The organism is Bradyrhizobium sp. 613_E4_N2_2, assembly GCF_052075995.1.
Classification (GTDB): domain Bacteria; phylum Pseudomonadota; class Alphaproteobacteria; order Rhizobiales; family Xanthobacteraceae; genus Bradyrhizobium; species Bradyrhizobium barranii.
Window position 1 is genome coordinate 3,739,836 of record NZ_CP197234.1, and the last position, 22,061, is coordinate 3,761,896.

The following is a 22,061-nucleotide window of genomic DNA, read 5'->3' on the forward strand; positions in this document are numbered from 1 at the left end:
TGATCTAGGTCTTGCCGGCACTCTTCTTGGCCGGAGCCTTGGGGGCGGCGGCCTTGGTCGGCGACGTTTTTGCGGTCGACGACACGGCGGCGCGCGCCTTGCTAGTGGATTCGGATTTTGGTTTGGCCGCCTTCTTCGCGGCCGGTTTCTTCGGCTTCGGCGCGGCGTCATCGCCGTCGGCGGCCTTCGCCGCAGCCTTCTTGGCCTTGGCCGGCTTCGCGGCTTTCTTCGCCTTGGTCTTGCCGCCGCCCTTGGCCGCGCGCTCGTCGATCAGCGCGATCGCCTGCGGCAGCGTGACGGTGTCCTTTTCGAACTCGGCAGGGATCGTCGCGTTGACGCCACCTGCCGTGACATAGGCGCCGTAACGGCCGCTCTTCACGGTGACGGTGCCCAGCGTCGGATGATCGCCGATCGCCTTGCCGGGGTCGGCGCCGAAGCGGCGGCTCGGGCCCTTGGCGACCTTCTCCGCGATCAGCGTCACCGCGCGGTTGAGGCCGATGTCGAAGACCTCGTCGCCGCTCTCCAGGCTGGCGTAGGTCTTCTCGTGCTTCACGAACGGCCCGAAGCGGCCGAGACCTGCCGTGATCGGCTGACCGGTCTCCGGATGCTTGCCGATCTCGCGCGGCAGCGACAACAGCTTCAGCGCAAGCTCGAGCTCGACGTCGCCCGGCGAGGTGCCCTTCGGGATGCCCGCGCGCTTCGGCTTCTCGCCTTCCTCGTAATCCTTGGGCTCGCCGAGCTGGATGTAGGGGCCAAAGCGGCCGGCCTTGACCCAGACATCGCGACCCGTATCGGGATCCTGGCCGAGCGAACGGTCGGCGGTGGTCTCGCTGTCGGCGGCGAGCTGGCGGGTGTAGCGGCATTCCGGATAGTTCGAGCAGCCGACGAAGGCGCCGAACTTGCCGGCCTTGAGATTCAGCCGGCCGTTGCCGCAGCTCGGGCACTGCCTGATATCGCCGCCATCGGCGCGGGGCGGATAGATGTGCTGGCCCAGCATGTCGTCGAGCACGTCGAGCACCTGGGCGACGCGCAGATCCTTGATCTCGTCGACGGCGCCGATGAAGCCGGTCCAGAAGTCCTTCAGCACCTGCTGCCAGGAAATCTCGTTGTTGGAGATGCGGTCGAGCTGCTCCTCCAGATTGGCGGTGAAGTCATATTCGACGTAGCGGCTGAAGAAGCTTTCGAGGAAGGCGACCACAACGCGGCCCTTGTCCTCGCCGTGCAGGCGCTTCTTCTCCAGCTTCACGTAGCCGCGGTCCTTCAGGACCTGGAGGATCGAGGCATAGGTCGAGGGACGGCCGATGCCGAGCTCTTCCATGCGCTTGACCAGTGAGGCCTCCGAGAAGCGCGGCGGCGGCTCGGTGAAGTGCTGGGTGACGGCGAGCGACTGCCGCTTGAGCGCGTCGTTCGGGCTCATCGCGGGCAGGCGGCGGGAGTCCTCGTCTTCCTCGTCGTCGCGGCCTTCCTGGTAGAGCGCGAGGAAGCCGTCGAACTTGACGACCTGACCCGTCGCCCGCAGCTCCAGCGTGCGGCCGCCGGCCTTTGCGGTGATGTCGACAGTGGTGCGCTCCAGCTCGGCCGATTCCATCTGGCTCGCGATGGTGCGCTTCCAGATCAGCTCGTAGAGTCGCGCCTGGTCGGCATCGAGTTTGCGGCTCATGCTGTCGGGGCGGCGCGACATGTCGGTCGGGCGGATCGCTTCGTGCGCTTCCTGGGCGTTCTTGGCCTTGGCCTGATATTGGCGCGGGGCCTCCGGCACGTAGGCGTTGCCGTAATCCTCGCCGATCACCTTGCGCGCCTGGGTGATCGCGGACGGATCGATCTGCACGCCGTCGGTACGCATATAAGTAATGAGTCCGGTGGTCTCGCCGCCGATGTCGATGCCCTCATAAAGGCGCTGCGCGATGCGCATCGTGTGCGCCGGCGCAAAGCCGTATTTGCGACTGGCTTCCTGCTGCAGCGTCGAGGTGGTGAAGGGCGCCTGCGGATTGCGCCGGGCCGGCTTGGCATCGACCGCGGTCACGGCATAGGCGGCCGCTTCCAGCGCCCTCTTGAAGTCTTCGGCTTCCGCACCGGTGCCGATGTCGAGACGCTGGATCTTCTTGCCGTCGGCGCCGACGAGCCGCGCCTCGAATGCGTCGCCGCGGGGCGTCAGCAGGGTCGCGATCAACGACCAATACTCGCGCGCGACGAACTTCTCGATCTCCAGTTCGCGGTCGCAGACCAGCCGCAGCGCCACCGACTGCACGCGGCCCGCCGAACGGGCGCCCGGCAGCTTGCGCCACAGCACGGGGGAGAGGGTGAAGCCGACCAGATAGTCCAGCGCGCGGCGCGCCATGTAGGCATCGACCAACGCGCCGTCGATCTGGCGCGGATTCTTCATCGCATCCGTGACGGCCTGCTTGGTGATGGCGTTGAACACCACGCGCTCGATCTTCTGATCCTTCAGCGCGCGCTTTTCCTTCAATACCTCCAGAACGTGCCAGGAGATGGCCTCGCCCTCGCGATCAGGGTCGGTCGCCAGAATCAAGCGGTCGGCGTTCTTCAGGGACTTGGCGATATCGTTGAGCCGGCCGGCCGCCTTGGGGTCGACCTCCCAGATCATCTTGAAATTTGCGTCCGGATCGACGGAACCGTTCTTCGCCGGGAGGTCGCGGACATGGCCGAACGAGGCCAGAACCTCGTAGGACGAGCCCAGATACTTGTTGATCGTCTTGGCTTTCGCCGGCGACTCCACAATGACGATATTCATGTAGTTCCAGTAGCTTACGGGGAAATTACGAGCCGCGTTCGATGAGATTCGGATCGGCCGTTTCGACCCGAACATGGGTGGTGAGGCCCTCGCTGTCAAATCGAGGGGTGTTGAAAGCACCCCAAATGGGAAAAGTTTCATATCGAGAAAGTTGCAAAATACCACCTTGGAGTTGCGGTCAATGTCGGCGTAGAGTCGCCCGGGGCATGGATTCGGGTGGGGTCTGGTGACTAAGCCAGGAAAGAAACGGGCGCGCGCCGCGTCAGGCGTGGCGGGAGGCTCGCGCGGTGAGGAACCAGGGGAGGGCGGCGTCGATGAGGCCGTCGCCTTCATCGCCGAGCAGGTCGGGGCTTTGCGCAAGCTCGCCGAGCGCCACAAGCTCGATGTGCTGCATTATCTCCTGGGCATGACCAAGCTGGAGGCCGACGAGCACCTGCGGCTGCGGAGCAAGCGCAAGCTGTCGTAGCGGCGCTCACCATCCAATCCGTCATCCTGCGGTGCTCGCGTAGCGAGCCTCGAAGGATGAGCGGCCGAGATGCCGCAGCCGGGCCGTCGCCCTTCGAGGCCGCTGAAGAAGCGGCCACCTCAGGGTGACGGCGATATATGGAGGCGCGCCGCATCAACGTCGTCATTGCGAGCGCAGCGAAGCAATCCAGAATCCCTCCGCGGTGAAACTCTGGATTGCCTCGCTGCGCTCGCAATGACGGTGTGGTGGCAGCGTGCCGCGATCAGGCTGACCGCCGTCGCGGCGCCGGCCGCGGCTTCACCATCGTGTCCGCGGGACTGAGCAGCCGCCCGTCCTCGGCGCGCATTTCGAGCTTCTTCACCGGTCGGCCTTTCTCGCGATCGAGCAGAATCGTTGCGATCTGCTCGGGGTGATCGTCGAACTCCTCGCTCCATTGCCGCAGCGCTACCAGGATCGGGAAGGTGCCGCGCCCTTTCGGCGTCAGCACATACTCTTGATAGGCGCTGCCGTCAGAGGCGGGGGCGGTTGCGAGAATGCCGTGGTCGACCAGCGCGCGCAGGCGCACCGCCAGAATGTTCTTGGCCATGCCGAGCTTGCTCTGAAACTCGCCGAAGCGGCGCAGGCCGAACAGCGCCTCGCGAATGATCAGCAGCGACCACCAGTCGCCGATCGCTTCCAGCGACCGCGCGATCGGGCAGGAATCGCCCTCGAAGCTCGTTCGTCTCACCATCGTCCTGGTCCTGTCGCGTTCGCCCGATTTCGGCGTCGATCACGCGCTTGTGTGGTTGCATCATAAAACCATATGCCCTAGACGGCAACATAGTTTTATAATGCAACCACTGGAGACGATCGTGAGACTGAAGAACAAGACGGCATTGATTACGGGCGGCAACAGCGGCATTGGCCTGGCGACGGCAAAGCTGTTCGTGGCCGAGGGTGCGAAGGTGATCATCACCGGGCGCAACAAGGAGACGCTGGAGGCCGCGGCGAAGGAGCTTGGCCCCAACGGGTTCGCGGTCGCAGCCGACGCCACCGACATTGCCGCGACCGATGCGGCGATCAAGCAAGGCGCCGAAAAATTCGGCAAGCTCGACATCGTGTTTGCCAATGCCGGCATTCCCGGCGGCACGCCGCTCGGTTCGGCGACACTGGAGGTTTTCGAGAAGGTCATCCGCACCAACCTCACCGGCGTGTTCTTCACGGTGCAGTCGGCGCTGCCTTATCTCAACGACAATGCCTCGATCATCCTCAACGGCTCGGTGATCTCCGTGCTCGGCATTCCCGGCTATTCGGCCTATGGCGCCGCCAAGGCCGGCGTGCGCGCGATGGCGCGGATCATGGCGTCGGAACTGTCGCCGCGCGGGATTCGCGTCAACGTCGTCGCGCCCGGCGCGACCCGCACGCCGATCTGGGGCGCCGCGATCGCAACGCCTGAAGCGGAGAAGGCGTTCGAGAAGCGCCTTGGGCTATCCACGCCGCTCGGACGCATTGCTGAACCGGATCACATCTCGAAGACGGTGCTGTTCCTCGCCTCCGACGATGCCGGGCACATCCAGGGCCAGGAGATCTTCGTCGATGGTGGCGCGGTTGCCTCTCCCGCGGGCGCACCGATCTATCGCGGCTGATCAACGTTTGCGAAAATTGAATCGGTCGGCGCGACGACATCGGTTGCGCCGGCCTGTTCCTACACCTCGGTGGCTGTATTCCTCTGAACCTTCCGTGAGGCGTTGAACCTTCGCTTGCGCTGCCAAGACCCTTTTGCGGGCAGGGTCATAAGACTCACTTTCAGGGAGCCCGCGATGTCAAAAGCAGCTCGTATTTCTTCGTCGATTTCAGAACCACGTATTTACACCGAACATTCCGCCATTCCAGCCAAGCACTCCGATAGGTCCGAGTTCATCGGGGTGGCACTTTTCTCAGGCATCGGGCTTTTCATTTCGCTCGTCGCCGTCATTCTTGGCGTTCAGGGCGCCTGGTTTTAGCGCTGTGGAATTCTCAGCCGCCGCCGGGCTCCGGCAGCGGCTGGTGTCGGCGTAAGTCTTACGCCGCCTGCAGGCTGGTGGCAGCCTGAAGCGCTCCGGCCAGCGCTTTCTCACGATGCTCAGGGCCAACCTGGATGCCGTCGGCGACGATGAATTCGGGGCTTGTGATGCCCATGAACGCGAACACGCCACGCAAATAGGTTTCGAGGTGCTCGAGCGAGGCGGCCGGCGTGCCCGGGCCGTAATAGCCGCCGCGCGAGATCGCCACGATCACGCGCTTGTTGCCGGCAAGGCCCTGCGGGCCGTTCGCGTCGTATTTGAACGTTTTCCCCGCCACCAGGACGCGGTCGATCCAGGCCTTGAGCTGGCTCGGGATCGTAAAATTGTACATGGGCGCGCCGATCACGACGATATCGGCATCGAGGAACTCGTTGAGCACGGCCGCGCTCGCGGCCAGGTCGGGACCGAGTTCCGCCGGCGCCGGCGCGCCTTGCGCGGCCGCAAGGTGCGAGCCGGAGAGGTGGGCGAGCGGAATCTGCGTCAAATCGCGGTAGACGAGGTCGAGCGACGGTGTCGCCTGCCTGAGACGGTCGACGATGGCGGCGGAAACCTGCCGTGAGACGGAGTGGGGGCCGAGCACGCTGGAGTCGATATGGAGGAGTTTCATTGGGGTTCACCTATGGTATAGATTTGTAACCCGCACTACATGAGTGACTGTCAAATTCCCCGCAAGAACGCACTTTTTTGAGCCATGGGCACATCTTTGAGACCTGCACACACCGATTTTCCTGCTCCCCAGATGCCGGATCGCGACCACGCGGACTGCCGCGGGGTCGCCTCGATCCTGGCGCGCGTCGGCGACAAATGGAGCGTGTTCGTCATCATGATGCTGAGCGACGGGCCCAAGCGCTTCAACGAGCTGAAGCGGATGATCAACGGCATCTCGCAGCGGATGCTGACCTTGACCCTGCGCGGGCTGGAGCGCGACGGCCTCGTCACGCGCACGATCTTCCCGACCATTCCGCCGCGCGTGGACTATGAGCTGACCGATCTTGGCCGCGGGCTCCAGCAGCCCGTGATGGCGCTTGGGCTATGGGCGAAGGAGCACCAGGCGCAGATCGCGGCGGCACGGACGCGGTTCGATGAGCGCAACGACACCTAGAGAAGAGAAACGAGACCGCCGCCGTGGCGTTCGAGGCGGCCCGCAAGCTCGAGCTCCAGCAGCACGGTGCGGACGATCGCGGGCGAGGCGCCGGACATCCGCACGAGATCGTCGATCGAGATGGGGGCAGGGCCGAGCAGGCCGGTGATCTGGTCGCGGTCGTGCGATTGCGGATCGCTCTCGAACGGTTCGCTGTCGGGCTCGCTCGCCGGATGCATCAACGGCCGCTCCATGATCGGTGCGACAGCGTTGATGATGTCGGCGGCTTCGGTGACGAGCGTTGCGCCCTGCTTGATCAGATCGTTGGTGCCGGCGGCGCGCGGGTCGAGCGGCGAGCCGGGCACCGCGAATACCTCGCGGCCCTGTTCTGCCGCCATGCGCGCGGTGATCAGCGAGCCCGAGCGATGCGCCGCCTCGACCACGACCACGCCGAGCGCGGCGCCCGAGATCAGCCGGTTGCGGCGGGGGAAGTCGCGGGCGCGCGGCTCGTGGCCGAGCGGCATCTCCGAGATCGCCGCACCCGCGTGATCGAGGATCGAGGCGAGCAGATCGCCATGTTTGGGCGGATAGATGCAATCATGTCCGCCGGCGAGCACGGCGATGGTGCCGCTGTCGACGCTGGCGCGGTGCGCCGTCTGGTCGACGCCGCGGGCAAGCCCCGAGATGACGATGAAGCCAGCTTCGCCGAGCTCACGCGCGAGCTGGCCGGCGAATTTGAGGCCAGCGCCGGAGGCGTTGCGCGAACCGACGATCGCGATCATCGGCCGCATCAGCGTCGTAGTGTCGCCGCGCACGGCGAGCAGCGGCGGCGCATCGTCGAGCGTGGCGAGCCGCGCCGGATAGCCGTCCTCGCCGGGCGCAAGCCAGGCGATGCCGTACTTGCGGCTTGCGGCGAGCTCGGCCTTCGCCTCATCGACACTACAGATGCGCCCGGAACGGGCCGCGCCGCCGCGGCGCGCCAGATCGGGCAGCCGCTCCAGCGCGGCGCGCGCCGTGCCGAAATGATCGACCAGCGAACGGAAGGTGCGCGGCCCGACATTGTCGGAGCGGATCAACCGCAGGCGGTCGATCCGTTCAGTCTCGGTCAGCTCAACGCTCGGATTGATGGCGTCCACGGCGTCTCCTTGTGGGAGCAGCATGGAACAACCTGAGGGCGTGGGCAACAGTGGCGTGTGGTTGTTTCTATCGCCCCAATCATGGGCGGAGGAGGAATGGAGCAACGCGCTGCCTTATTCCTCAAGGCTTTTGCTATTCGATGACCTCGTCCGCGCGCACCTGCAACGACTGCGGTATCTCGAGGCCGAGCGCCTTGGCGGTCTTCAAGTTGATGACCGTCTTAAACTGCGTCGGCTGCTCGATGGGGATGTCGGCCGGGTTCGCGCCCTTCAATATCTTGTCAACGAAAACAGTGGCGCGGCGAAACATGGAGGTGAAGTCTACCCCGTACCCTACCAGTGCGCCCCCCCGGGACGCGACGATGGGTGCGGCAATCGATGGCACGCGGCACTTGTCGACAATCGCCGAGACCAACGCCGAATTGGTGACAAACGCATTGGCGTCCGTGATGACGAGACCGTCCATGGCGGAGGAGCCGACGATTGATAGCGCGTTGTCGAGGTCGCCGGGGACGTCAAGCTCGATCGGTCGCAGCTCAATCTTCATTGCCCGCGCGGCGTTCGTCATGGCACTCATGGTGCCGTTGTTCAGGGGGTTGCCTCGCTGCATGAGCACCCCTGCGCGTGTCATCGAGGGAGCTATGCTCGCAAGAACCTCTAACCGCTTCGCAGCTAGTTCTGTAAGGAAAAAGGTCTGTCCCGTAATGTTGCCACCGGGATGAGCCATGCTGGCTGCAAGGCCCAAGGTCACCAGATCGGGACCCACGATCATCACGGTTGGAATTGTGGTCGTCGCACGGTGCGCGGCAAGAACCCCGGGAAATGTGGCTGTCACGAGAACGTCGACGCCGAGGGCGACCAGTTCAGCAGCCAGCGCCGGAAGCCGGTTATCGTCGCCGTCGGCGTCGCGATATTCAACGTGGACGTTCTCGCCCTCAACCCAACCGAGACCGCGAAGCGCAACGAGGAACGCGTCGACCTCCGAATTTCGCGGTGGGGGGAGGAAAAGGCCGATCCGCGAGACGCGCTTCACTTGCTGAGCGCGTGCGGCCGTTGCCCACGCCAACGCCCCGCCAGCCAAAGTGATGAATCCGCGTCGTTTCATAGCACCGCTAAATCGCTTATCCTCTGGCAGAGAGTAAGCATTTTTCGACATTGGTCCAGCCGCGTCAATGAACAGGTTGGGTCAGAAGGCGCACAGCCTAAGCCGAGACGGCGTGAGCGTCCAACAGTCCGGCAATTCGAATCTCATCGCCTTGATTCTCGGGGCAATTTAGAACTAACGCAAAGGTTGCGGCGTTTCCGCGTTAGTGCCACGCGGCCCGACATTGTCAGAGCGGATCAGCCGCAGGCGGTCGATCCGCTCAGCCTCGGTCAGCTCAACGCTCGGATTGATGGCGTCCACGGCGTCTCCTTGTGGAGGCAGCATGGAACAACCTGAGGGCGTGGGCAACAGTTGCGTGCGCTTGATCGGGCTTCAAAGGCGCTGCAGGAAGACCCGACGTGGTCGACGGGTCTTCCGCAAGGTCGTCGATTCAACGCGCGTGGGCCGCCTGAGCGACAGCGACGCCGCTCCGCGAGACGCGAGCGTCAAGGCTGAGCGCACCGGCACCGAAGGCAAAGATCTGTAGCAGGCCGCCTGCCATCATCACGTTCTTGAGGAAGTGGATCATCTGATTCTGGTCGGCAAAGTTGTTGTGGAACGAGACTGCCGCGGCCAGCGAGAATATGGCGAGCGCCAGCGCGACCGAGCGGGCTTGATAGCCGGCGATCAGCAGGAGACCGCCACCGAGCTCGACGAGAACTGCGATCGCATATGCCAACGGGGGCACCGGCAATCCCGCAGCGGCGATGTAAGCGGTCGTCGCACCATAAGCGGTGAGCTTGCTGAAGCCACTCATTGCAAACGGGAGGCCGATCAGCAGGCGGCCAACGAGGGAAGCATAACGGGTCGTATCCATGGTCATCGCTCCTGTGCTTGGTTGAGGTCCGACGGCGGTGACGCACCAGGCGTTTGTGGTTCGTAAGAGAGTGCGCGCCGCAGGGCCCTGCGTTGTGACCTCACACTGGCTCGATTGAATCGCGATAAAAATAGAAATAATTGAAAGATACTGTTTCCATTTTTGATCTCATCCGCGCGGCGCCCGCGGACGCGGATGCTCTGGTCGAGCCGCTGGTCCCGGTCGACTGCACGCATGGATCGACCGCGTCCACGTGCGCTTGCGCGACCTCGTCCCGATGCTAAAAGCGATGGCAATAAGAAGGGTATTGCCATGATCTCACTCGCCGACCTCCAGCGCCGCATCGAAGCGGGCGAGCTTTCGCCCGATGACGCCATCGCCCAGTCGCACGCGGCGATCGAGGCCAGGGAGAAGGACGTCCACGCCTTCGTCCGTCACGACAAATCCGCGAAGGTGCAAGCCTCCGGCCCGCTGCGCGGCATCGCCGTCGGCATCAAGGACATCATCGACACCGCCAACATGCCGACCGAGATGGGCTCGGAGATCTATCGCGGCTGGCAGCCGCGCTCCGACGCGCCGGTCGTGATGATGCTGAAGCGGGCAGGCGCCACCATCATCGGCAAGACCACCACCACGGCGTTCGCCTCGCGCGATCCGACCCCGACGCTCAATCCGCACAATCTCGGCCATACGCCGGGCGGCTCGTCCTCGGGCTCGGCGGCGGCGGTCGGTGCCGGCATGATCCCGCTGGCGCTGGGCACCCAGACCGGCGGCTCGGTGATCCGTCCCGCGGCCTATTGCGGGGCTGCCGCAATCAAGCCGTCGTTCCGGATGCTGCCGACCATCGGCGTGAAGTGCTACTCATGGGCGCTTGATACTGTCGGCTTGTTCGGATCGCGCGCGGAAGATCTCGCGCGCGGACTGCTGGCGATCACCGGGCGCACTGAATTCGATGGCATCGCCGCGGCCAAGGCGCCGCGCATCGGCGTGGTGAGGCAGGAGTTTGCCGAGGCCGTGGAGCCGGCGGCGGAAGAGGGCTTGCTAGCTGCGATCAAGGCGGCCGAGAAGGCCGGAGCCAGTGTCAAGACCATCGATCTGCCGGAGTCGGTGCAGGAAGCCTGGCGCATCCACCCGATCATCCAGGATTTCGAGGCGCATCGCGCGTTGGCCTGGGAGTTTTCGGAGCATCACGACGAGATCGCGCCGATGCTGCGTGCCAGCCTTGATGACACCGTCGGCTTGACGCCGAAGCAGTATGACGACGCGCGTCGGATCGCCCGCCGTGGCCGCCGCGAGCTCGGCGAACTGTTCGAGGGTTTTGACGTGCTGCTGACCTATTCGGCGCCGGGCACCGCGCCGGCCAAGGAACTCGCCTCGACCGGCTCGCCCCGTTACAACCGGCTCTGGACGCTGATGGGCAATCCTTGCGTCAACGTGCCGGTGATGAAAGTGGGCGGCCTGCCGATCGGCGTGCAGGTGATCGCGCGGTTCGGCAACGATCCGGGCGCGCTTGCGGCGGCATGGTTCCTGGAGGACGCGCTGGCGAAATCAGGCTAGCGCAGGCTCAGCGGCGGGCAGCGCGCGTTCGGCCTCGGCGCCTGTGGCGCCTTGTCCGAGCCAACGCTCGGCGGCCTCGCGGCCACTCCGGTGCAGCGTACGAATGAAGCCGCGGCCGAGATCGGTGGATGAGCGCTGCGCCAGGCCCTCAATGGAGTCTTCGGCCGCGATCCTGGAGAGCCGCAGCGAAGGTGCGGCCGTGGCTCGCGCCCATTCCAGCGCCGCGATCTCGGCGTTGAGGGCGGCGTTGGCCGCGATCTGGTCGAGCCTGCGGTCGATTGCGGCAAGCGTGATCGGCACGTAGCTGTCGCGCGTGGGCGTGACCTGGACGAGCAGCAGGTCGGAGGCTATCGATTCCTGCGCCAGGCGCACCAGCGGCGGATTGCCGCCAATGCCGCCATCCCAATAGGCCTCGCCGTCGATCTCGACGGCGCAGTGAACCAAAGGCGGGCAGGTCGAGGCCAGCGCGACGTCGGCGGTAATGCAATCGTTGCGGAAGATCTGCTGCTGCCCATCGCGGATTCGCGTCGCAGCGATCAGCAGTTTTGGGCAGGCCGCGTCGCGCAAGGCGGCAAAATCGATGTCGCGCGACAGCGCCAGCCGCAGCGGGTCGAGGTCGAACGGATCGAACTGGCCGGAGCGCAGCGTCGGACCGAATGCGACCGAGCTTCCCGCCGGCGAGAATCCGCCGACCAGCATCAAGGAGCGGAACGAGGCCTCGTGCATCAGGCGGGCCCAGAACCGGTTCAACCGCGAATGGGCGCCTTCGCGTCCGCCTTCGGCGAGGCCGGAGGCGAGCAGCAGCGCATTGATGGCGCCGGCACTGGCGCCGCTGATGGTGTCGATCTGGATGGTCGGGTGTTCCAGCAACCGCTCCAGCACGCCCCAGGTGAAGGCCGCAAAAGTGCCGCCGCCCTGAAGGGCTAGCGACAGTCTTTGCGGAGGCCATTGGTCGGAGTGCGGCTGCGCGGGCGCGACCGGCGCGGCAATGGTCACAATCTCGACTCGCGCGGCGGCTTGCGCGACGGGCGCAGGCTGGGTCAGTGGCGGGGGTACGGGAGCAGGCTCGGGCGCGGGCAGTGGCGATGGCGCATCGGACCAGACATTGGTCATCGAGAGCAGCCGGCTTGCTGCGGTGCTGGAAGCACCGTGCGAACCGGACCCGTCATGCGTGCCGACAATCTTCTCGCTCATTCTGAGCAACCGCGTAACGCCATTTCCGCTGTCAGGATGACAGGCGTGGAACTCGTTCGCCACTCCGGCCGCGAGCAGCTTCCGAGTTGCGAACAGGAATTGGCACATAATGCGGAGGCGGTGCGGCGATATCCGTACTTTTTCCGGCCTTGGGATTTTGCTTTGACGCGTTTTCTTGACGCGAACCGGTATCCACTTCGCTCGAAAACGCTCTAGGCCTTCTCGCCGATCCGGCTTTCCTTGCCGGATTGCAGTCGCTTGATGTTCTCGCGATGCGCGTAGAACAAGAGCAGCGTCAGCGCGGCGAACAGCGATGCAAGCGCGAGGTGCCCGAACCACCACAGGAAGATCGGGGTGATGAATGCCGCCACCAGCGCGGACAGCGAGGAGTAGCGGGTGGTGAAGGCGGTGGCGAGCCAAAGCAGGCAGAACACGACTGCGCCGGGCCAGAACAGGCCGAGCAGGATGCCGATATAGACGGCGACACCCTTGCCGCCTTTGAACTTCAGCCAGACCGGGAAGAGATGGCCGAGGAAGGCGCCGAGACCGGCCACCATGGCGGCGTTGGGCCCCGCGATGTAGCCGGCGATCACCACCGCGACCGTGCCCTTGAGCGCGTCAAGCAGCAGGGTGCCCGCGGCAAGGCTCTTGCGGCCCGTGCGCAGCACGTTGGTGGCGCCGATGCTGCCGGAGCCGATCGAGCGAATATCCTGCGTGCCGGCGAGCTTGGTCAGGACAAGCCCGAACGGAATCGAGCCGAGCAGGTAGCCGATGACGAAGGCCACCGGCAGGAAGGCTTCAAGCCCCATGGCCGCATCTCCATGCTGAACCGCGACGCCACGCATGAATTTGCCCGTCAGACATGCTCGTACACCGTCCGTCCGCCGACAATGGTGCGCACCACGCGGCCTGTAAAGCGGGCCTCGTCGAACGGGGTGTTCTTGCAGGGCGATTTGAGGTCGGCGGGATCGACGATCCAGGGCACATCGGGATCGATCACGATGACATCGGCCGGGCTGCCAGCGCGCAGGGTTCCACCCGGCAGGCCCAGGATCTCGGCCGGCCGCGTCGACATGGCCCGGATCAACGTCTTCAGGTCGAGTTCCTCATTGTGCACGAGACGAAGGCCCGCCGGCAGCATGGTCTCGAGCCCGATGGCACCGGGTGCTGCTTCCGCGAACGGCAGGCGCTTGACCTCGACGTCCTGCGGATTGTGGTCGGACATGATGACGTCGACGAGGCCGGAGGCGACCGCCGCGACCAGCGCGCGCCGGTCGTCCTCGGTCCGCAGCGGCGGCGACAGCTTCAGGAACGATCGGTAGGGGCCGATATCGTTCTCGTTCAGCGCAAGATGATTGATCGAGACGGAGGCGGTCACGGCGAGGCCGGCGTCGCGGGCGCGCTTGAGGACGTCGAGCGAGTCGATACAGGACAGCGAGGCCGCGTGATAGCGCCCGCCGGTGAGCGCGACGAGACGCATGTCGCGTTCGAGCATCACGGCCTCCGCCGCGTTCGGGATGCCCATCAGGCCGAGCCGCGAGGCGAACTCGCCCTCGTTCATCACGCCTTCGCCGACCAGATCGGGATCCTCGGTGTAATGCACGATCAGCGCGTCGAAATCGCGCGCGTAGGTCAGCGCGCGGCGCATCACCTGCGCGTTGATCACGCTCTTGTCGCTGTCGCTGAAGGCGATCGCGCCGGCGGCCTTGAGGAGGCCGAACTCGGTCATCTCCTCGCCGTGCATGCCCTTGGTGAGCGCCGCCATCGGCAGGATGTTGACGATCGCGGTGTCGCGGGCGCGGCGCATCACGAAGTCGACGGTCGCCGAGTTATCGATCACCGGAGACGTGTCGGGCTGGCAGATGATGGTGGTGATGCCGCCGGTCGCAGCCGCCTGGCTCGCCGAGGCAAAGGTCTCACGGTGGCTGAAGCCGGGCTCGCCGACGAAGGCGCGCATGTCGACCAGGCCGGGGGCCACGATCTTGCCGGCGCAGTTGACGACGTCGGTGCCCTCGGGGACGCCGGCCGCTCCGATGCCGCGACGGGTCTCGCGGATGATGCCGTCGGCAATCAGGACATCGCCGGGGCCGTCGAAGTCCCTGCTGGGATCGACGACGCGGGCGTTGGCAAGCAGGATGGGACGGCGGTCAGTCAGCATGAGCATCACGCGTTCGGCAAGTTGCGGGCGAGCGCTTCGAGTACGGCCATCCGTACCGCCACGCCCATCTCGACCTGTTCGCGGATCAGCGATTGCGCGCCGTCGGCGACCGCGGTGTCGATCTCGACGCCGCGGTTCATCGGGCCGGGATGCATGACGAGCGCGTCCGGCTTGGCGTAAGCGAGCTTTTTCTGGTCCAGTCCGAAATAGTTGAAATATTCGGAGGTCGACGGCACGAAGGAGCCGTTCATGCGCTCGCGCTGGAGCCGCAGCATCATGACGATATCGGCGCCGTTGAGCCCCTCGCGCATGTCGCGCGCAACCTCGACCCCCATCCGCTCGATGCCGGGCGGCAGCAGCGTGGAGGGGCCGACGACGCGGACGCGGGCGCCCATGGTGTTGAGCAGGATGATGTTGGAACGGGCCACACGCGAATGCAGCACGTCGCCGCAGATCGCGACCACGAGCCCCTCGATCCGGCCCTTGTTGCGACGGATGGTCAGGGCGTCGAGCAGCGCTTGCGTCGGATGCTCGTGCGCACCGTCGCCGGCATTGATCACGGAACCGTCGACCTTGCGCGCCAGCAGTTCCACCGCGCCGGACGCGTGATGCCGAACCACCAGAATGTCCGGGTGCATGGCGTTGAGCGTCATCGCGGTGTCGACCAGCGTCTCGCCCTTCTTGATGGACGAGGAGGAGACCGACATGTTCATGACGTCGGCGCCCAGCCGTTTGCCGGCGAGCTCGAACGAGGACTGGGTCCGGGTCGAGGCCTCGAAGAACAGATTTACCTGCGTCCGTCCACGCAGGACGGTGCGCTTCTTGTCAACCTGGCGGTTGAGCTCGACATATTCTTCGGACAGGTCGAGGAGGCCGGTGATGTCGGCCGCGGAAAGGCCCTCGATGCCCAGCAAATGCCGGTGGCCGAGGACGAAGGTCGATTTCGATGTCATTAAAACGAGAGCTATAGGCGGGGATGGCTGGGGGGGCAAGGGCCAATGCCGGGGCGGGGAGTTATCCCCTGATCTGTCGGTCTGGGCTCATCCTCTCCGTCATGGCCGGGCTTGTCCCGGGCATCCACGTGCTTCATTCGCATTTGACGTAAAAGGCCGTGGATGGCCGGGACAAGCCCGGCCATGACGATGTGGGGAGCTCCAGTTGAAAACAATTTTGACCGCGCTCTTGGCAGCAACCGTTATCAGCGAAGCCCACGCCCAGTCGCTCCCCGGCGGCTTCGTCTATCTGCGCGACATCGATCCCGGCATCATCCAGGACATCCGCTACGCCACCTCGAACAATTTCGTCGGCCGTCCGCTCGCCGGCTACGGCGCCGGCGAATGCGTGGTGAAGCGGGAGGTGGGGCTGCGGCTGAAGGCGGTTCAGCAGGAGCTGGCGGCGCAAGGCCTGTCGCTGAAGATGTTCGACTGCTACCGGCCGGCGCGGGCCTCGCTCGACATGGTGAAGTGGTCGCAGAACGGCTACGAGACGGCGGCCGAGCGGCGCTACAATCCGAAGATCCCGAAGAGCGAGCTGTTCCGCCTCGGCTACATCGCGAGCCGCTCGCAGCATTCCACGGGCGCGGCGCTCGATCTCACGCTGGTCGATCTCAAGGCTGACAATTCCGCCAGATACGATCCATCAAAAGCCTATGCCGATTGCACGGCGCCGGTCGAGGCGCGATTGCCGGAGGGCAGCGTCGACATGGGCACGGGCTACGACTGCACCGACGCGAAGGGGCACACTGCGGCACCGTCGATCAATCCGGACCAGCGCGCCTGGCGCAAGCGGCTGGTGGCCGCGATGGCGAAGCAAGGCTTTGTGAACTATGCGAAGGAGTGGTGGCATTTTTCCCTGCCGGGGGCGGGCGGGGCGGCCTATGATTTCCCGATTCCGCCGCGAACGAAGTAGATCGTCGTGCGAACGGCCCCGGAATGACGGTGCCGTCCCAACGAAAGCGCTTGAATGGACTCCCTCAATCCCGATCTCCCGCCGATGACCGTGACGCCAGCTGCGCCGCGCGTCTGGAAATTCTGGGGCACGGCGGTGTGGGGCCTGCTCATCTTCGTCGCGATGTTTCTCGGCCAGGTCGGTGCCATCCTCTACCTGGCCTGGGACCGTGGCGATCCCCTCGACCTGATGTCGATCCAGCGTGTCGGTCGCGAGCCCGCGGCGCTCGCACTGTCGGTGACCATGGGCCTGCCGGCGACGCTGGCCGCGGTGTGGCTCGCCATCCGCATCAAGAAGGCCTCATTCGTCGACTACCTCGCGCTGCATTGGCCGTCCTGGAAGCAAATGCTGTTCGGCGCCATCGGGCTTGTCCTGATCGTGGTCGCCTGGGAGACGATGTCGCGGAGCCTTGGCCGCGAGGCGACGCCGGGCTTCATGACCGATCTGTTGAAATCGGGCCGCGACAAGGGCGCGGCTGTGATGCTGCTGTTCGCGTTCAGTGTCGCTGCGCCGATGTCGGAAGAGGTTTTGGCGCGCGGCTTCCTGTTTCGCGGCTGGTCGGCGAGCTTCCTGCGCGTGCCCGGCGCGATCATCCTGTCGTCACTGGTGTGGACGGTCGTGCACCTGCAGTACGACATGTACTTCCTCGCCGAGGTCTTCTCCATCGGCCTGTGGTTCGGCTACATGCGCTATCGCGCCAACTCGCTATGGCTCACCATCGTGCTGCATGCGCTGAACAATCTGACTGCGGTGGTGCTGACGATGTGGCTGGGGAGCTGAGGCCTCGCACGAGGCCTAAGCCACCAGCGCGATCGCGATCGGCATCGTGACCGCCGCCAAGATCGTCTGCAACGTGATGATCTGCGCCAGCAGCGGCGCATCGCCGCCCATCTGGCGGGCCAGCACATAGGCGCTGGGCGAGGTCGGCACCGCCGCGCAGATTGCGACGATCGCCAGGCTGTCGCCCGAGAGCCCGAACCAGGCGGCGAGCGCCAGCGCCAGCACGGGCATCAGCGCCAGCTTGAACGCCACGCCGATCGTCGCGCTCACGCTCGGGCGGAGCAGGCCGTTGAGCTGCAGGCCGGCGCCGGTGACGAGCAGGCCGATGGCGAGCGAGGACCGGCCGAGCGCGTCCGCAACCTCGTGCCAGATTTTTGGCAGCGGCAGATGAATGACGTTGATGACGAGGCCGATGACGCAGGCCCAGATCAGGGGATTGCGGATCACCGTCATGACGATGGCGCGGGCGGACTGTTTCTCGGGCGAAGCATAGTGCGCGAGCACGGCGACGCTGAACACGTTGACCAGCGGAATTATCGCGACCATCGCCACGGAGGCCAGCGCCAGCCCGACATCACCGAACATGTTGGCGGACACCGAGAGCGCCACATAGGTCTGCCAGCGCGTCGCGCCCTGGAAGATCGAGGTGAAGGCGGGACCGTCGATGTCGAACCGTGCGAGCGCCGGGCGGAGCGCGAGGCAGAGCAGTGACATCGCGAGCACCGACAGCAACAGCGCGCCGCCGACGCCGGCGACCGGCACCCTTGAGAGGTCGGCCTTCACCAGCGTCTGGATCAGCAGCATCGGGAACAGCACGAAATAGGTCAGCCGCTCCAGCCCGTGCCATTGCGTGTCGAGCCGCATCAGGGTGCGCCTGAGCACCACGCCGAGCACGATGAGGATGAAGACCGGCAGCAGCGCCGCGATCACGACGGCCATGGATCAGCCCGATGCCGCGCGAAGATTGGCGAGGCGGTCGAGCGCGCCTTGCAGGATGAAGATCGCGGCGTGCTCGTCGATCACTTCGGCGCGCTTGGCGCGGCTGACGTCCATGCCGATCAGCTCGCGCTCGACCGCTGCGGTCGACAGACGCTCGTCCCAGAGGCCGATGGGGAGTGTGGTCAGCCCGGCAAGGTTGCGGGCGAAGGCGCGGGTCGATTGCGCCCGCGGGCCCTCGCTGCCGTCCATGTTGATGGGCAGGCCGAGCACGAAGCCGACCGCCTTGCGCTCGGCCGCGATCGCGAGCAACCGCGCCGCGTCCTGCTTGAACGCCTTGCGCTGGATGGTCTCGACGCCGGTCGCTAACCGCCGGTCCGGATTGGACACGGCAACACCAATGGTCTTGGTGCCGAGGTCAAGGCCGACCAACCCGCCGCGTTCGGGCCAGTGGGTTGCAGCATCGATCAGGGGCAGGATAAGAGCCGGCATGGGACTAGCGCTTATCACGCGTCGCGCTGCGGAGTGAACCGGGAACATGGATGCACTGACACTATTCGGCCTGTTTGCCGTGACGGCGATGCTGGTCTGCTATGCCCTGGAGGATCGCAGCCATTGGTTCGTGCTGCTGTTCGCGGTGTCCTGCGCGCTCGGTTCGGCTTACGGCTTCCTGCAAGGCGCCTGGCCGTTTGGCCTCGTCGAAGCCATCTGGGCCTTCGTTGCATTGCGGCGATGGCACCTGAGGCCGCGATGACGGACAGGTCGGGCGAGGGCGCCTGCCGGGCGGCAGGCCGATCCTCGCCCGCTGAGTACGCCGCCGGTCAGCGGATCGCGATCGGGTTGATCATCGCCTGCACGCCGCCGGTCCAGCGCGGCTGTCCGAGCACGAACAGGAATTCGTAGCCCTTGTCGCGAGCGAGCGCGGCGGTATCCATGTTCTCCAGAATGTAGGTCCCGTTCATGGCGAGCAGGATCTGGTGCACCTCGAACACGTTCTTGGACTCGAACGGCAGCACCTCGAGCGCCCAGGTGTCGGCACCGATGGCGACCACGCCCTTGCCGGTCAGGTTCTTCGCGCCTTCGACGCCGAGACCGGGCTCGCCGGCCGAATAGCGTTTGTCGTCCTTGCCGATCAGGCTGAGCCAGCCGGTGTGGAAGAGGACGACATCGCCCTGGCGGATCTCGACGTTCTGCTGCTTGGCGGCTTCCTCGATCTCCTTGACGTTGAAGGCGGTGCCTTCCTTCACGATGTCGGTTTTGAAATAGGCGGCCATGTCGAGCAGCACGCCGCGCGTGACCATCGGTGGGACCTTCTCGACACCGAGCTTCTTCAAGCCATTCGGATCGGCGAAATCGGCGAGCTTGTTGCCGTTGTAATAGACGTGCTCGACGCCGAGATGGCCGAGGCCGTCGAGCTGGCTGCCGATGCCGACCCACGTATCAAGGATGTCGTCGTTATAGGTCGCCTTGTTCGGACCGAGACCCGGGCTGCCGGCCTGTCCGGGCTGAACGATGGTGAGCTTGAACGTGCGTGGCGGATAGGCGGGTGTCTGTGGCGTGACGGGAATGCCGAGGGCGTAGGTCTTGCCGGTCTTCACCAGCGAGGCGGCCTTCACCACCAGCTCCGGCGTCATGTAATTGGCGGCACCGATCTCGTCGTTCGGTCCCCATTTCGATTTGGTCCAGTCCTGTGCGCTTGCAGTTCCTGATATCGCCGACAACGCGGCGACACAGCACAACACGAGCGTATTGCGCATCGATAGTCCTCCCGATGTTTTGGCTTCGTTATGTTTTTGCGCTGGCCAGTGACACATCCTAACGTAGAACGGATGCGTGCTTCAAAGCATTTCGAGGTGCCGCGCTGCGGCGGCTGAACGCAGCGCAGACTAATTCAAGCGCGATGGATTTGTGACGAATTTCGCCGCGTGGAACGCTGCGCCGGTGTCAGGCCGCGATGACGTCGTTGTCTTTCTTCAGGCAGGACATGAAACCTTGAAGCGCGCTGTATTGGTGTCCGGCGCTGCGCTGGATGAAGAGCGTCTCGACGCGCGCATGTGACGGGCCCAGCGCGTGGATCGACACGCTGCCGGCCATCGCGCTGCGTTCGACCACGGCGCGCGGCAGCAGCGTCACGCCCATGCCGGCGGCGACACAGCCGATCATGCCGTCGAGCGTGCCGAGCTCGAAGCGTGCGGCCGACGGCCAGCCGAACTCGACAAAGATCTGTTCGAGACGCTGGCGGTAGGTGCAGCCGGTGCGGAACACCAGCGCGGTCGGACCGGACTCCGGCGTGCCGGCGCGCAGCTCGGCAAGCGAGGCCCAGCGCCGTGCGCTGACCAGCACCAGCTCTTCACGAAACGCGCTCGTCGCGGTGAGGTCGGCATGTGCGATGGGACCCGCGACGAAGGCACCGTCGAGCGTGCCTTCGAGCACGCCCGCGACGAGGTCGGCGGTGGTCGCGGTGCGCAGGCTCAGCCGCACGGCAGGGAAGCTGCGGTGGAAATCGGCGAGGAGGGACGGCAAGCGCACGGCTGCCGTGGTCTCCATCGAGCCGATCGCGAGCGGTCCCTTCGGCTCGCCGTCGTCGCGCGCGGCAAGCACGGCCTCCCGTGATAGCGCAGCCATCCGTTGTGCGTAGGGCAGGAGGCGTTTGCCGGCGCCGGTCAACGTCATGCCGCGGCTGTGGCGCTCGAACAGCGGTGTGCCGATCTCCGCTTCCAGCGCCTTCACGCGTTGGGTGACGTTGGATTGCACCGTGTTCAGCTCTTCGGCGGCGCGGGTGATGCCGCCGGTGCGGGCGACGGCGGCAAAGGTCTGGATATCGCTGAGTTCCATGGCGTCGTTTCGCTTTTGTGATGGTAGCGTTCGCAAGAATTCATTTTTCGAGAATGCTAGTCGCGCCTAGTCTCCCTGTCCAGAACAGGGAGGGGCTATGCCCATTGAGACGTCGCTGACCAGGCTGCTGGAGATTGAGCATCCCATCCTGCTGGCGCCGATGGACATCGTTGCCGGCAGCCGGCTTGTGACGGCCGTGAGCCGTGCCGGCGGTTTCGGCATTCTGGGCGGCGGCTATGGCGAGAAGGTGTGGCTGGAGCAGGAGACTGCGAAGCTCGCGGGGTTGTCGGCGCCATTCGGGATCGGCTTCATCACCTGGAGCCTCGCCAAGCGGCCCGAGCTTCTCGATGTCGCTCTTGCCGCAAAACCGTCTGCGATCATGTTGTCGTTTGGCGATCCCGCGCCGTTCGCGCCGAAGATCAAGTCCGCAGGTGCACGCCTGATCTGCCAGGTGCAGGATGAAGCCATGGCGCGGCAGGCGCTCGATGCCGGCGCCGACATCCTGATCGCGCAGGGCACGGAGGCGGGTGGTCACGGCGCCTCCCGCACCACCGTCGATCTCGTGCCTGCAATCGTCGATCTTGCCGCGGGCCACGTGCCTGTCGTTGCGGCCGGCGGCATCGCCGACGGGCGCGGTCTCGCCGCCATGATGATGCTGGGCGCGAGCGGCGTGCTGCTCGGCACGCGCTTCTATGCGAGCCAGGAGGCTGATGGCGCGGAGGAGGCCAAGCGGCGTATCTGCGCAGCGAACAGCGGCACGACCGTGCGCGGCATCATCTTCGATCTCTCGCGCAACAATGTCTGGCCGGCGCCGTTCACGGGAAGGTGCCTCATCAACGACCACGCCAGGCGCTGGATCGGCCGCGAGGTCGAGCTGATGCAGAATGTTGCCGCAGTCGCGGCGGACTATGCGGCCGCGAAAGCAGCCGGCAATTTCGATGTCGCGGCCTTGATCGCGGGCGAGGCGGTCGGATTGATTCATGATATTCCACCGGCGGCCGAGATCGTGGAGCGGATTGCGATTGAAGCGGAGCAATTGCTCGCCGGCCGGCGCAACTCGGTTTCTTCTTTTCCTTCTCCCCTTGTGGGAGAAGGTGGCGCGGATGCAATCCGCGCCGGATGAGGGGGCTGTCTCCGCGGATGCAAACCCCTCACCCGTCTCGCCGCTGCGCGGCGATCCACCCTCTCGCACAAGGGGAGAGGGAAGAGCGAACAT

23 protein-coding genes and 1 pseudogene are annotated in these 22,061 nt (G+C 65.3%); 9 read left to right on the forward strand and 15 right to left on the reverse strand.

The window, feature by feature from the left end:
- Positions 1-4 precede the first annotated feature (4 nt).
- Positions 5-2,752, reverse strand: a complete 2,748-nt coding sequence (gene topA, locus AB7290_RS17855; protein ID WP_085398830.1) for a type I DNA topoisomerase — start codon at positions 2,750-2,752, stop codon at positions 5-7.
- Positions 2,753-2,978: 226 nt separating this feature from the next.
- Here topA and AB7290_RS17860 point away from each other — a divergent pair, with 226 nt between their 5' ends.
- Complete coding sequence (locus AB7290_RS17860) at positions 2,979-3,218, forward strand: hypothetical protein (protein ID WP_071913093.1); 240 nt, start codon at positions 2,979-2,981, stop codon at positions 3,216-3,218.
- A 262-nt stretch (positions 3,219-3,480) separates the two neighbouring features.
- Here the strand turns inward: AB7290_RS17860 and AB7290_RS17865 are convergent, their stop codons facing one another.
- Positions 3,481-3,948 carry a winged helix-turn-helix transcriptional regulator gene (locus tag AB7290_RS17865; RefSeq protein WP_085398829.1) on the reverse strand — a complete coding sequence of 156 codons (468 nt, stop codon included), beginning with the start codon at positions 3,946-3,948 and terminating at the stop codon, positions 3,481-3,483.
- A 121-nt stretch (positions 3,949-4,069) separates the two neighbouring features.
- On the opposite strand from AB7290_RS17865, the gene AB7290_RS17870 reads away from it, so the two are divergent.
- Positions 4,070-4,843, forward strand: a complete 774-nt coding sequence (locus tag AB7290_RS17870) for an SDR family oxidoreductase (RefSeq protein WP_085398840.1) — start codon at positions 4,070-4,072, stop codon at positions 4,841-4,843.
- Positions 4,844-5,017: 174 nt separating this feature from the next.
- Positions 5,018-5,200, forward strand: a complete 183-nt coding sequence (locus AB7290_RS17875; protein ID WP_085398828.1) for a hypothetical protein — start codon at positions 5,018-5,020, stop codon at positions 5,198-5,200.
- 58 nt (positions 5,201-5,258) lie between these two features.
- On the opposite strand, the gene AB7290_RS17880 is transcribed toward AB7290_RS17875, so the two are convergent.
- Positions 5,259-5,867 (reverse strand): FMN-dependent NADH-azoreductase, encoded by a 609-nt coding sequence (locus AB7290_RS17880; RefSeq protein ID WP_014494708.1) that lies wholly within the window; start codon positions 5,865-5,867, stop codon positions 5,259-5,261.
- 84 nt (positions 5,868-5,951) lie between these two features.
- Between AB7290_RS17880 and AB7290_RS17885 the strand changes: the two genes are divergently transcribed.
- Positions 5,952-6,362, forward strand: coding sequence for a winged helix-turn-helix transcriptional regulator (locus AB7290_RS17885; protein ID WP_028152772.1), 411 nt, complete (start codon positions 5,952-5,954; stop codon positions 6,360-6,362).
- Here the strand turns inward: AB7290_RS17885 and dprA are convergent.
- The 4 genes and pseudogenes from dprA to AB7290_RS17905 form a co-directional block, all read right to left on the reverse strand.
- Positions 6,359-7,501 carry a DNA-processing protein DprA gene (gene dprA, locus AB7290_RS17890; protein ID WP_085398827.1) on the reverse strand — a complete coding sequence of 381 codons (1,143 nt, stop codon included), beginning with the start codon at positions 7,499-7,501 and terminating at the stop codon, positions 6,359-6,361. The two genes, AB7290_RS17885 and dprA, sit on opposite strands and share 4 nt — an antisense overlap.
- 109 nt (positions 7,502-7,610) lie before the next feature.
- The gene (locus AB7290_RS17895) at positions 7,611-8,582 is read right to left on the reverse strand and encodes an ABC transporter substrate-binding protein (protein ID WP_085398826.1); all 972 of its coding nucleotides are present in this window, start codon (positions 8,580-8,582) and stop codon (positions 7,611-7,613) included.
- Between the two features lie 210 nt (positions 8,583-8,792).
- Positions 8,793-8,906, reverse strand: a pseudogene (locus tag AB7290_RS17900) (DNA-processing protein DprA); the annotation flags it as partial.
- 106 nt (positions 8,907-9,012) lie between these two features.
- The gene (locus AB7290_RS17905) at positions 9,013-9,438 is read right to left on the reverse strand and encodes a DoxX family protein (RefSeq protein WP_063982811.1); all 426 of its coding nucleotides are present in this window, start codon (positions 9,436-9,438) and stop codon (positions 9,013-9,015) included.
- A 312-nt stretch (positions 9,439-9,750) separates the two neighbouring features.
- Here AB7290_RS17905 and AB7290_RS17910 point away from each other — a divergent pair, with 312 nt between their 5' ends.
- The gene (locus AB7290_RS17910; RefSeq protein ID WP_085398825.1) at positions 9,751-10,995 is read left to right on the forward strand and encodes an amidase; all 1,245 of its coding nucleotides are present in this window, start codon (positions 9,751-9,753) and stop codon (positions 10,993-10,995) included.
- On the opposite strand, the gene AB7290_RS17915 is transcribed toward AB7290_RS17910, so the two are convergent.
- From AB7290_RS17915 to AB7290_RS17930, 4 genes are all read right to left on the reverse strand, one after another.
- Complete coding sequence (locus tag AB7290_RS17915; RefSeq protein WP_085398824.1) at positions 10,987-12,189, reverse strand: patatin-like phospholipase family protein; 1,203 nt, start codon at positions 12,187-12,189, stop codon at positions 10,987-10,989. The genes AB7290_RS17910 and AB7290_RS17915 overlap by 9 nt on opposite strands.
- 212 nt (positions 12,190-12,401) lie before the next feature.
- Complete coding sequence (plsY, locus tag AB7290_RS17920) at positions 12,402-12,998, reverse strand: glycerol-3-phosphate 1-O-acyltransferase PlsY (protein WP_039156855.1); 597 nt, start codon at positions 12,996-12,998, stop codon at positions 12,402-12,404.
- Between the two features lie 47 nt (positions 12,999-13,045).
- Complete coding sequence (locus tag AB7290_RS17925; RefSeq protein ID WP_085398839.1) at positions 13,046-14,347, reverse strand: dihydroorotase; 1,302 nt, start codon at positions 14,345-14,347, stop codon at positions 13,046-13,048.
- 5 nt (positions 14,348-14,352) lie between these two features.
- Positions 14,353-15,300, reverse strand: a complete 948-nt coding sequence (locus tag AB7290_RS17930; protein ID WP_014494716.1) for an aspartate carbamoyltransferase catalytic subunit — start codon at positions 15,298-15,300, stop codon at positions 14,353-14,355.
- A gap of 205 nt (positions 15,301-15,505) precedes the next feature.
- Between AB7290_RS17930 and AB7290_RS17935 the strand changes: the two genes are divergently transcribed.
- Together AB7290_RS17935 and AB7290_RS17940 are read left to right on the forward strand one after the other, a co-directional pair.
- Positions 15,506-16,255 (forward strand): M15 family metallopeptidase, encoded by a 750-nt coding sequence (locus AB7290_RS17935; protein WP_085398485.1) that lies wholly within the window; start codon positions 15,506-15,508, stop codon positions 16,253-16,255.
- Between the two features lie 54 nt (positions 16,256-16,309).
- On the forward strand, positions 16,310-17,074 hold the full coding sequence (locus AB7290_RS17940; protein WP_085398484.1) for a CPBP family intramembrane glutamic endopeptidase: 765 nt from the start codon (positions 16,310-16,312) through the stop codon (positions 17,072-17,074).
- Between the two features lie 15 nt (positions 17,075-17,089).
- On the opposite strand, the gene AB7290_RS17945 is transcribed toward AB7290_RS17940, so the two are convergent.
- Positions 17,090-18,013: an AEC family transporter gene (locus AB7290_RS17945; RefSeq protein WP_063982816.1), complete on the reverse strand. Its 924-nt coding sequence runs from the start codon at positions 18,011-18,013 to the stop codon at positions 17,090-17,092.
- 3 nt (positions 18,014-18,016) lie between these two features.
- Positions 18,017-18,502, reverse strand: coding sequence for a Holliday junction resolvase RuvX (ruvX, locus tag AB7290_RS17950; protein ID WP_028150651.1), 486 nt, complete (start codon positions 18,500-18,502; stop codon positions 18,017-18,019).
- A gap of 46 nt (positions 18,503-18,548) precedes the next feature.
- Here ruvX and AB7290_RS17955 point away from each other — a divergent pair, with 46 nt between their 5' ends.
- Positions 18,549-18,764, forward strand: a complete 216-nt coding sequence (locus AB7290_RS17955) for a hypothetical protein (protein ID WP_028155062.1) — start codon at positions 18,549-18,551, stop codon at positions 18,762-18,764.
- Positions 18,765-18,831: 67 nt separating this feature from the next.
- On the opposite strand, the gene AB7290_RS17960 is transcribed toward AB7290_RS17955, so the two are convergent.
- Positions 18,832-19,767, reverse strand: coding sequence for a cyclase family protein (locus AB7290_RS17960; RefSeq protein ID WP_085398483.1), 936 nt, complete (start codon positions 19,765-19,767; stop codon positions 18,832-18,834).
- Positions 19,768-19,954: 187 nt separating this feature from the next.
- Positions 19,955-20,845 (reverse strand): LysR family transcriptional regulator, encoded by an 891-nt coding sequence (locus AB7290_RS17965; RefSeq protein WP_085398482.1) that lies wholly within the window; start codon positions 20,843-20,845, stop codon positions 19,955-19,957.
- A 97-nt stretch (positions 20,846-20,942) separates the two neighbouring features.
- On the opposite strand from AB7290_RS17965, the gene AB7290_RS17970 reads away from it, so the two are divergent.
- A complete protein-coding gene (locus AB7290_RS17970; RefSeq protein WP_085398481.1) occupies positions 20,943-21,968 on the forward strand; it encodes an NAD(P)H-dependent flavin oxidoreductase in 1,026 nt (341 codons plus the stop codon).
- Positions 21,969-22,061: the final 93 nt, after the last annotated feature.

Bases quoted from the DNA above. Each gene is read 5' to 3' on its own strand.
- topA (WP_085398830.1), bottom strand. From the start codon at position 2,752: ATGAATATCGTCATTGTGGAGTCGCCGGCGAAAGCCAAGACGATCAAC.
- AB7290_RS17865 (WP_085398829.1), bottom strand. From the start codon at position 3,948: ATGGTGAGACGAACGAGCTTCGAGGGCGATTCCTGCCCGATCGCGCGG.
- AB7290_RS17875 (WP_085398828.1), top strand. From the start codon at position 5,018: ATGTCAAAAGCAGCTCGTATTTCTTCGTCGATTTCAGAACCACGTATT.
- AB7290_RS17880 (WP_014494708.1), bottom strand. From the start codon at position 5,867: ATGAAACTCCTCCATATCGACTCCAGCGTGCTCGGCCCCCACTCCGTC.
- AB7290_RS17885 (WP_028152772.1), top strand. From the start codon at position 5,952: ATGGGCACATCTTTGAGACCTGCACACACCGATTTTCCTGCTCCCCAG.
- dprA (WP_085398827.1), bottom strand. From the start codon at position 7,501: ATGCTGCTCCCACAAGGAGACGCCGTGGACGCCATCAATCCGAGCGTT.
- AB7290_RS17895 (WP_085398826.1), bottom strand. From the start codon at position 8,582: ATGAAACGACGCGGATTCATCACTTTGGCTGGCGGGGCGTTGGCGTGG.
- AB7290_RS17905 (WP_063982811.1), bottom strand. From the start codon at position 9,438: ATGGATACGACCCGTTATGCTTCCCTCGTTGGCCGCCTGCTGATCGGC.
- AB7290_RS17910 (WP_085398825.1), top strand. From the start codon at position 9,751: ATGATCTCACTCGCCGACCTCCAGCGCCGCATCGAAGCGGGCGAGCTT.
- AB7290_RS17915 (WP_085398824.1), bottom strand. From the start codon at position 12,189: ATGAGCGAGAAGATTGTCGGCACGCATGACGGGTCCGGTTCGCACGGT.
- plsY (WP_039156855.1), bottom strand. From the start codon at position 12,998: ATGGGGCTTGAAGCCTTCCTGCCGGTGGCCTTCGTCATCGGCTACCTG.
- AB7290_RS17925 (WP_085398839.1), bottom strand. From the start codon at position 14,347: ATGCTGACTGACCGCCGTCCCATCCTGCTTGCCAACGCCCGCGTCGTC.
- AB7290_RS17930 (WP_014494716.1), bottom strand. From the start codon at position 15,300: ATGACATCGAAATCGACCTTCGTCCTCGGCCACCGGCATTTGCTGGGC.
- AB7290_RS17940 (WP_085398484.1), top strand. From the start codon at position 16,310: ATGGACTCCCTCAATCCCGATCTCCCGCCGATGACCGTGACGCCAGCT.
- AB7290_RS17945 (WP_063982816.1), bottom strand. From the start codon at position 18,013: ATGGCCGTCGTGATCGCGGCGCTGCTGCCGGTCTTCATCCTCATCGTG.
- ruvX (WP_028150651.1), bottom strand. From the start codon at position 18,502: ATGCCGGCTCTTATCCTGCCCCTGATCGATGCTGCAACCCACTGGCCC.
- AB7290_RS17955 (WP_028155062.1), top strand. From the start codon at position 18,549: ATGGATGCACTGACACTATTCGGCCTGTTTGCCGTGACGGCGATGCTG.
- AB7290_RS17960 (WP_085398483.1), bottom strand. From the start codon at position 19,767: ATGCGCAATACGCTCGTGTTGTGCTGTGTCGCCGCGTTGTCGGCGATA.
- AB7290_RS17965 (WP_085398482.1), bottom strand. From the start codon at position 20,845: ATGGAACTCAGCGATATCCAGACCTTTGCCGCCGTCGCCCGCACCGGC.
- AB7290_RS17970 (WP_085398481.1), top strand. From the start codon at position 20,943: ATGCCCATTGAGACGTCGCTGACCAGGCTGCTGGAGATTGAGCATCCC.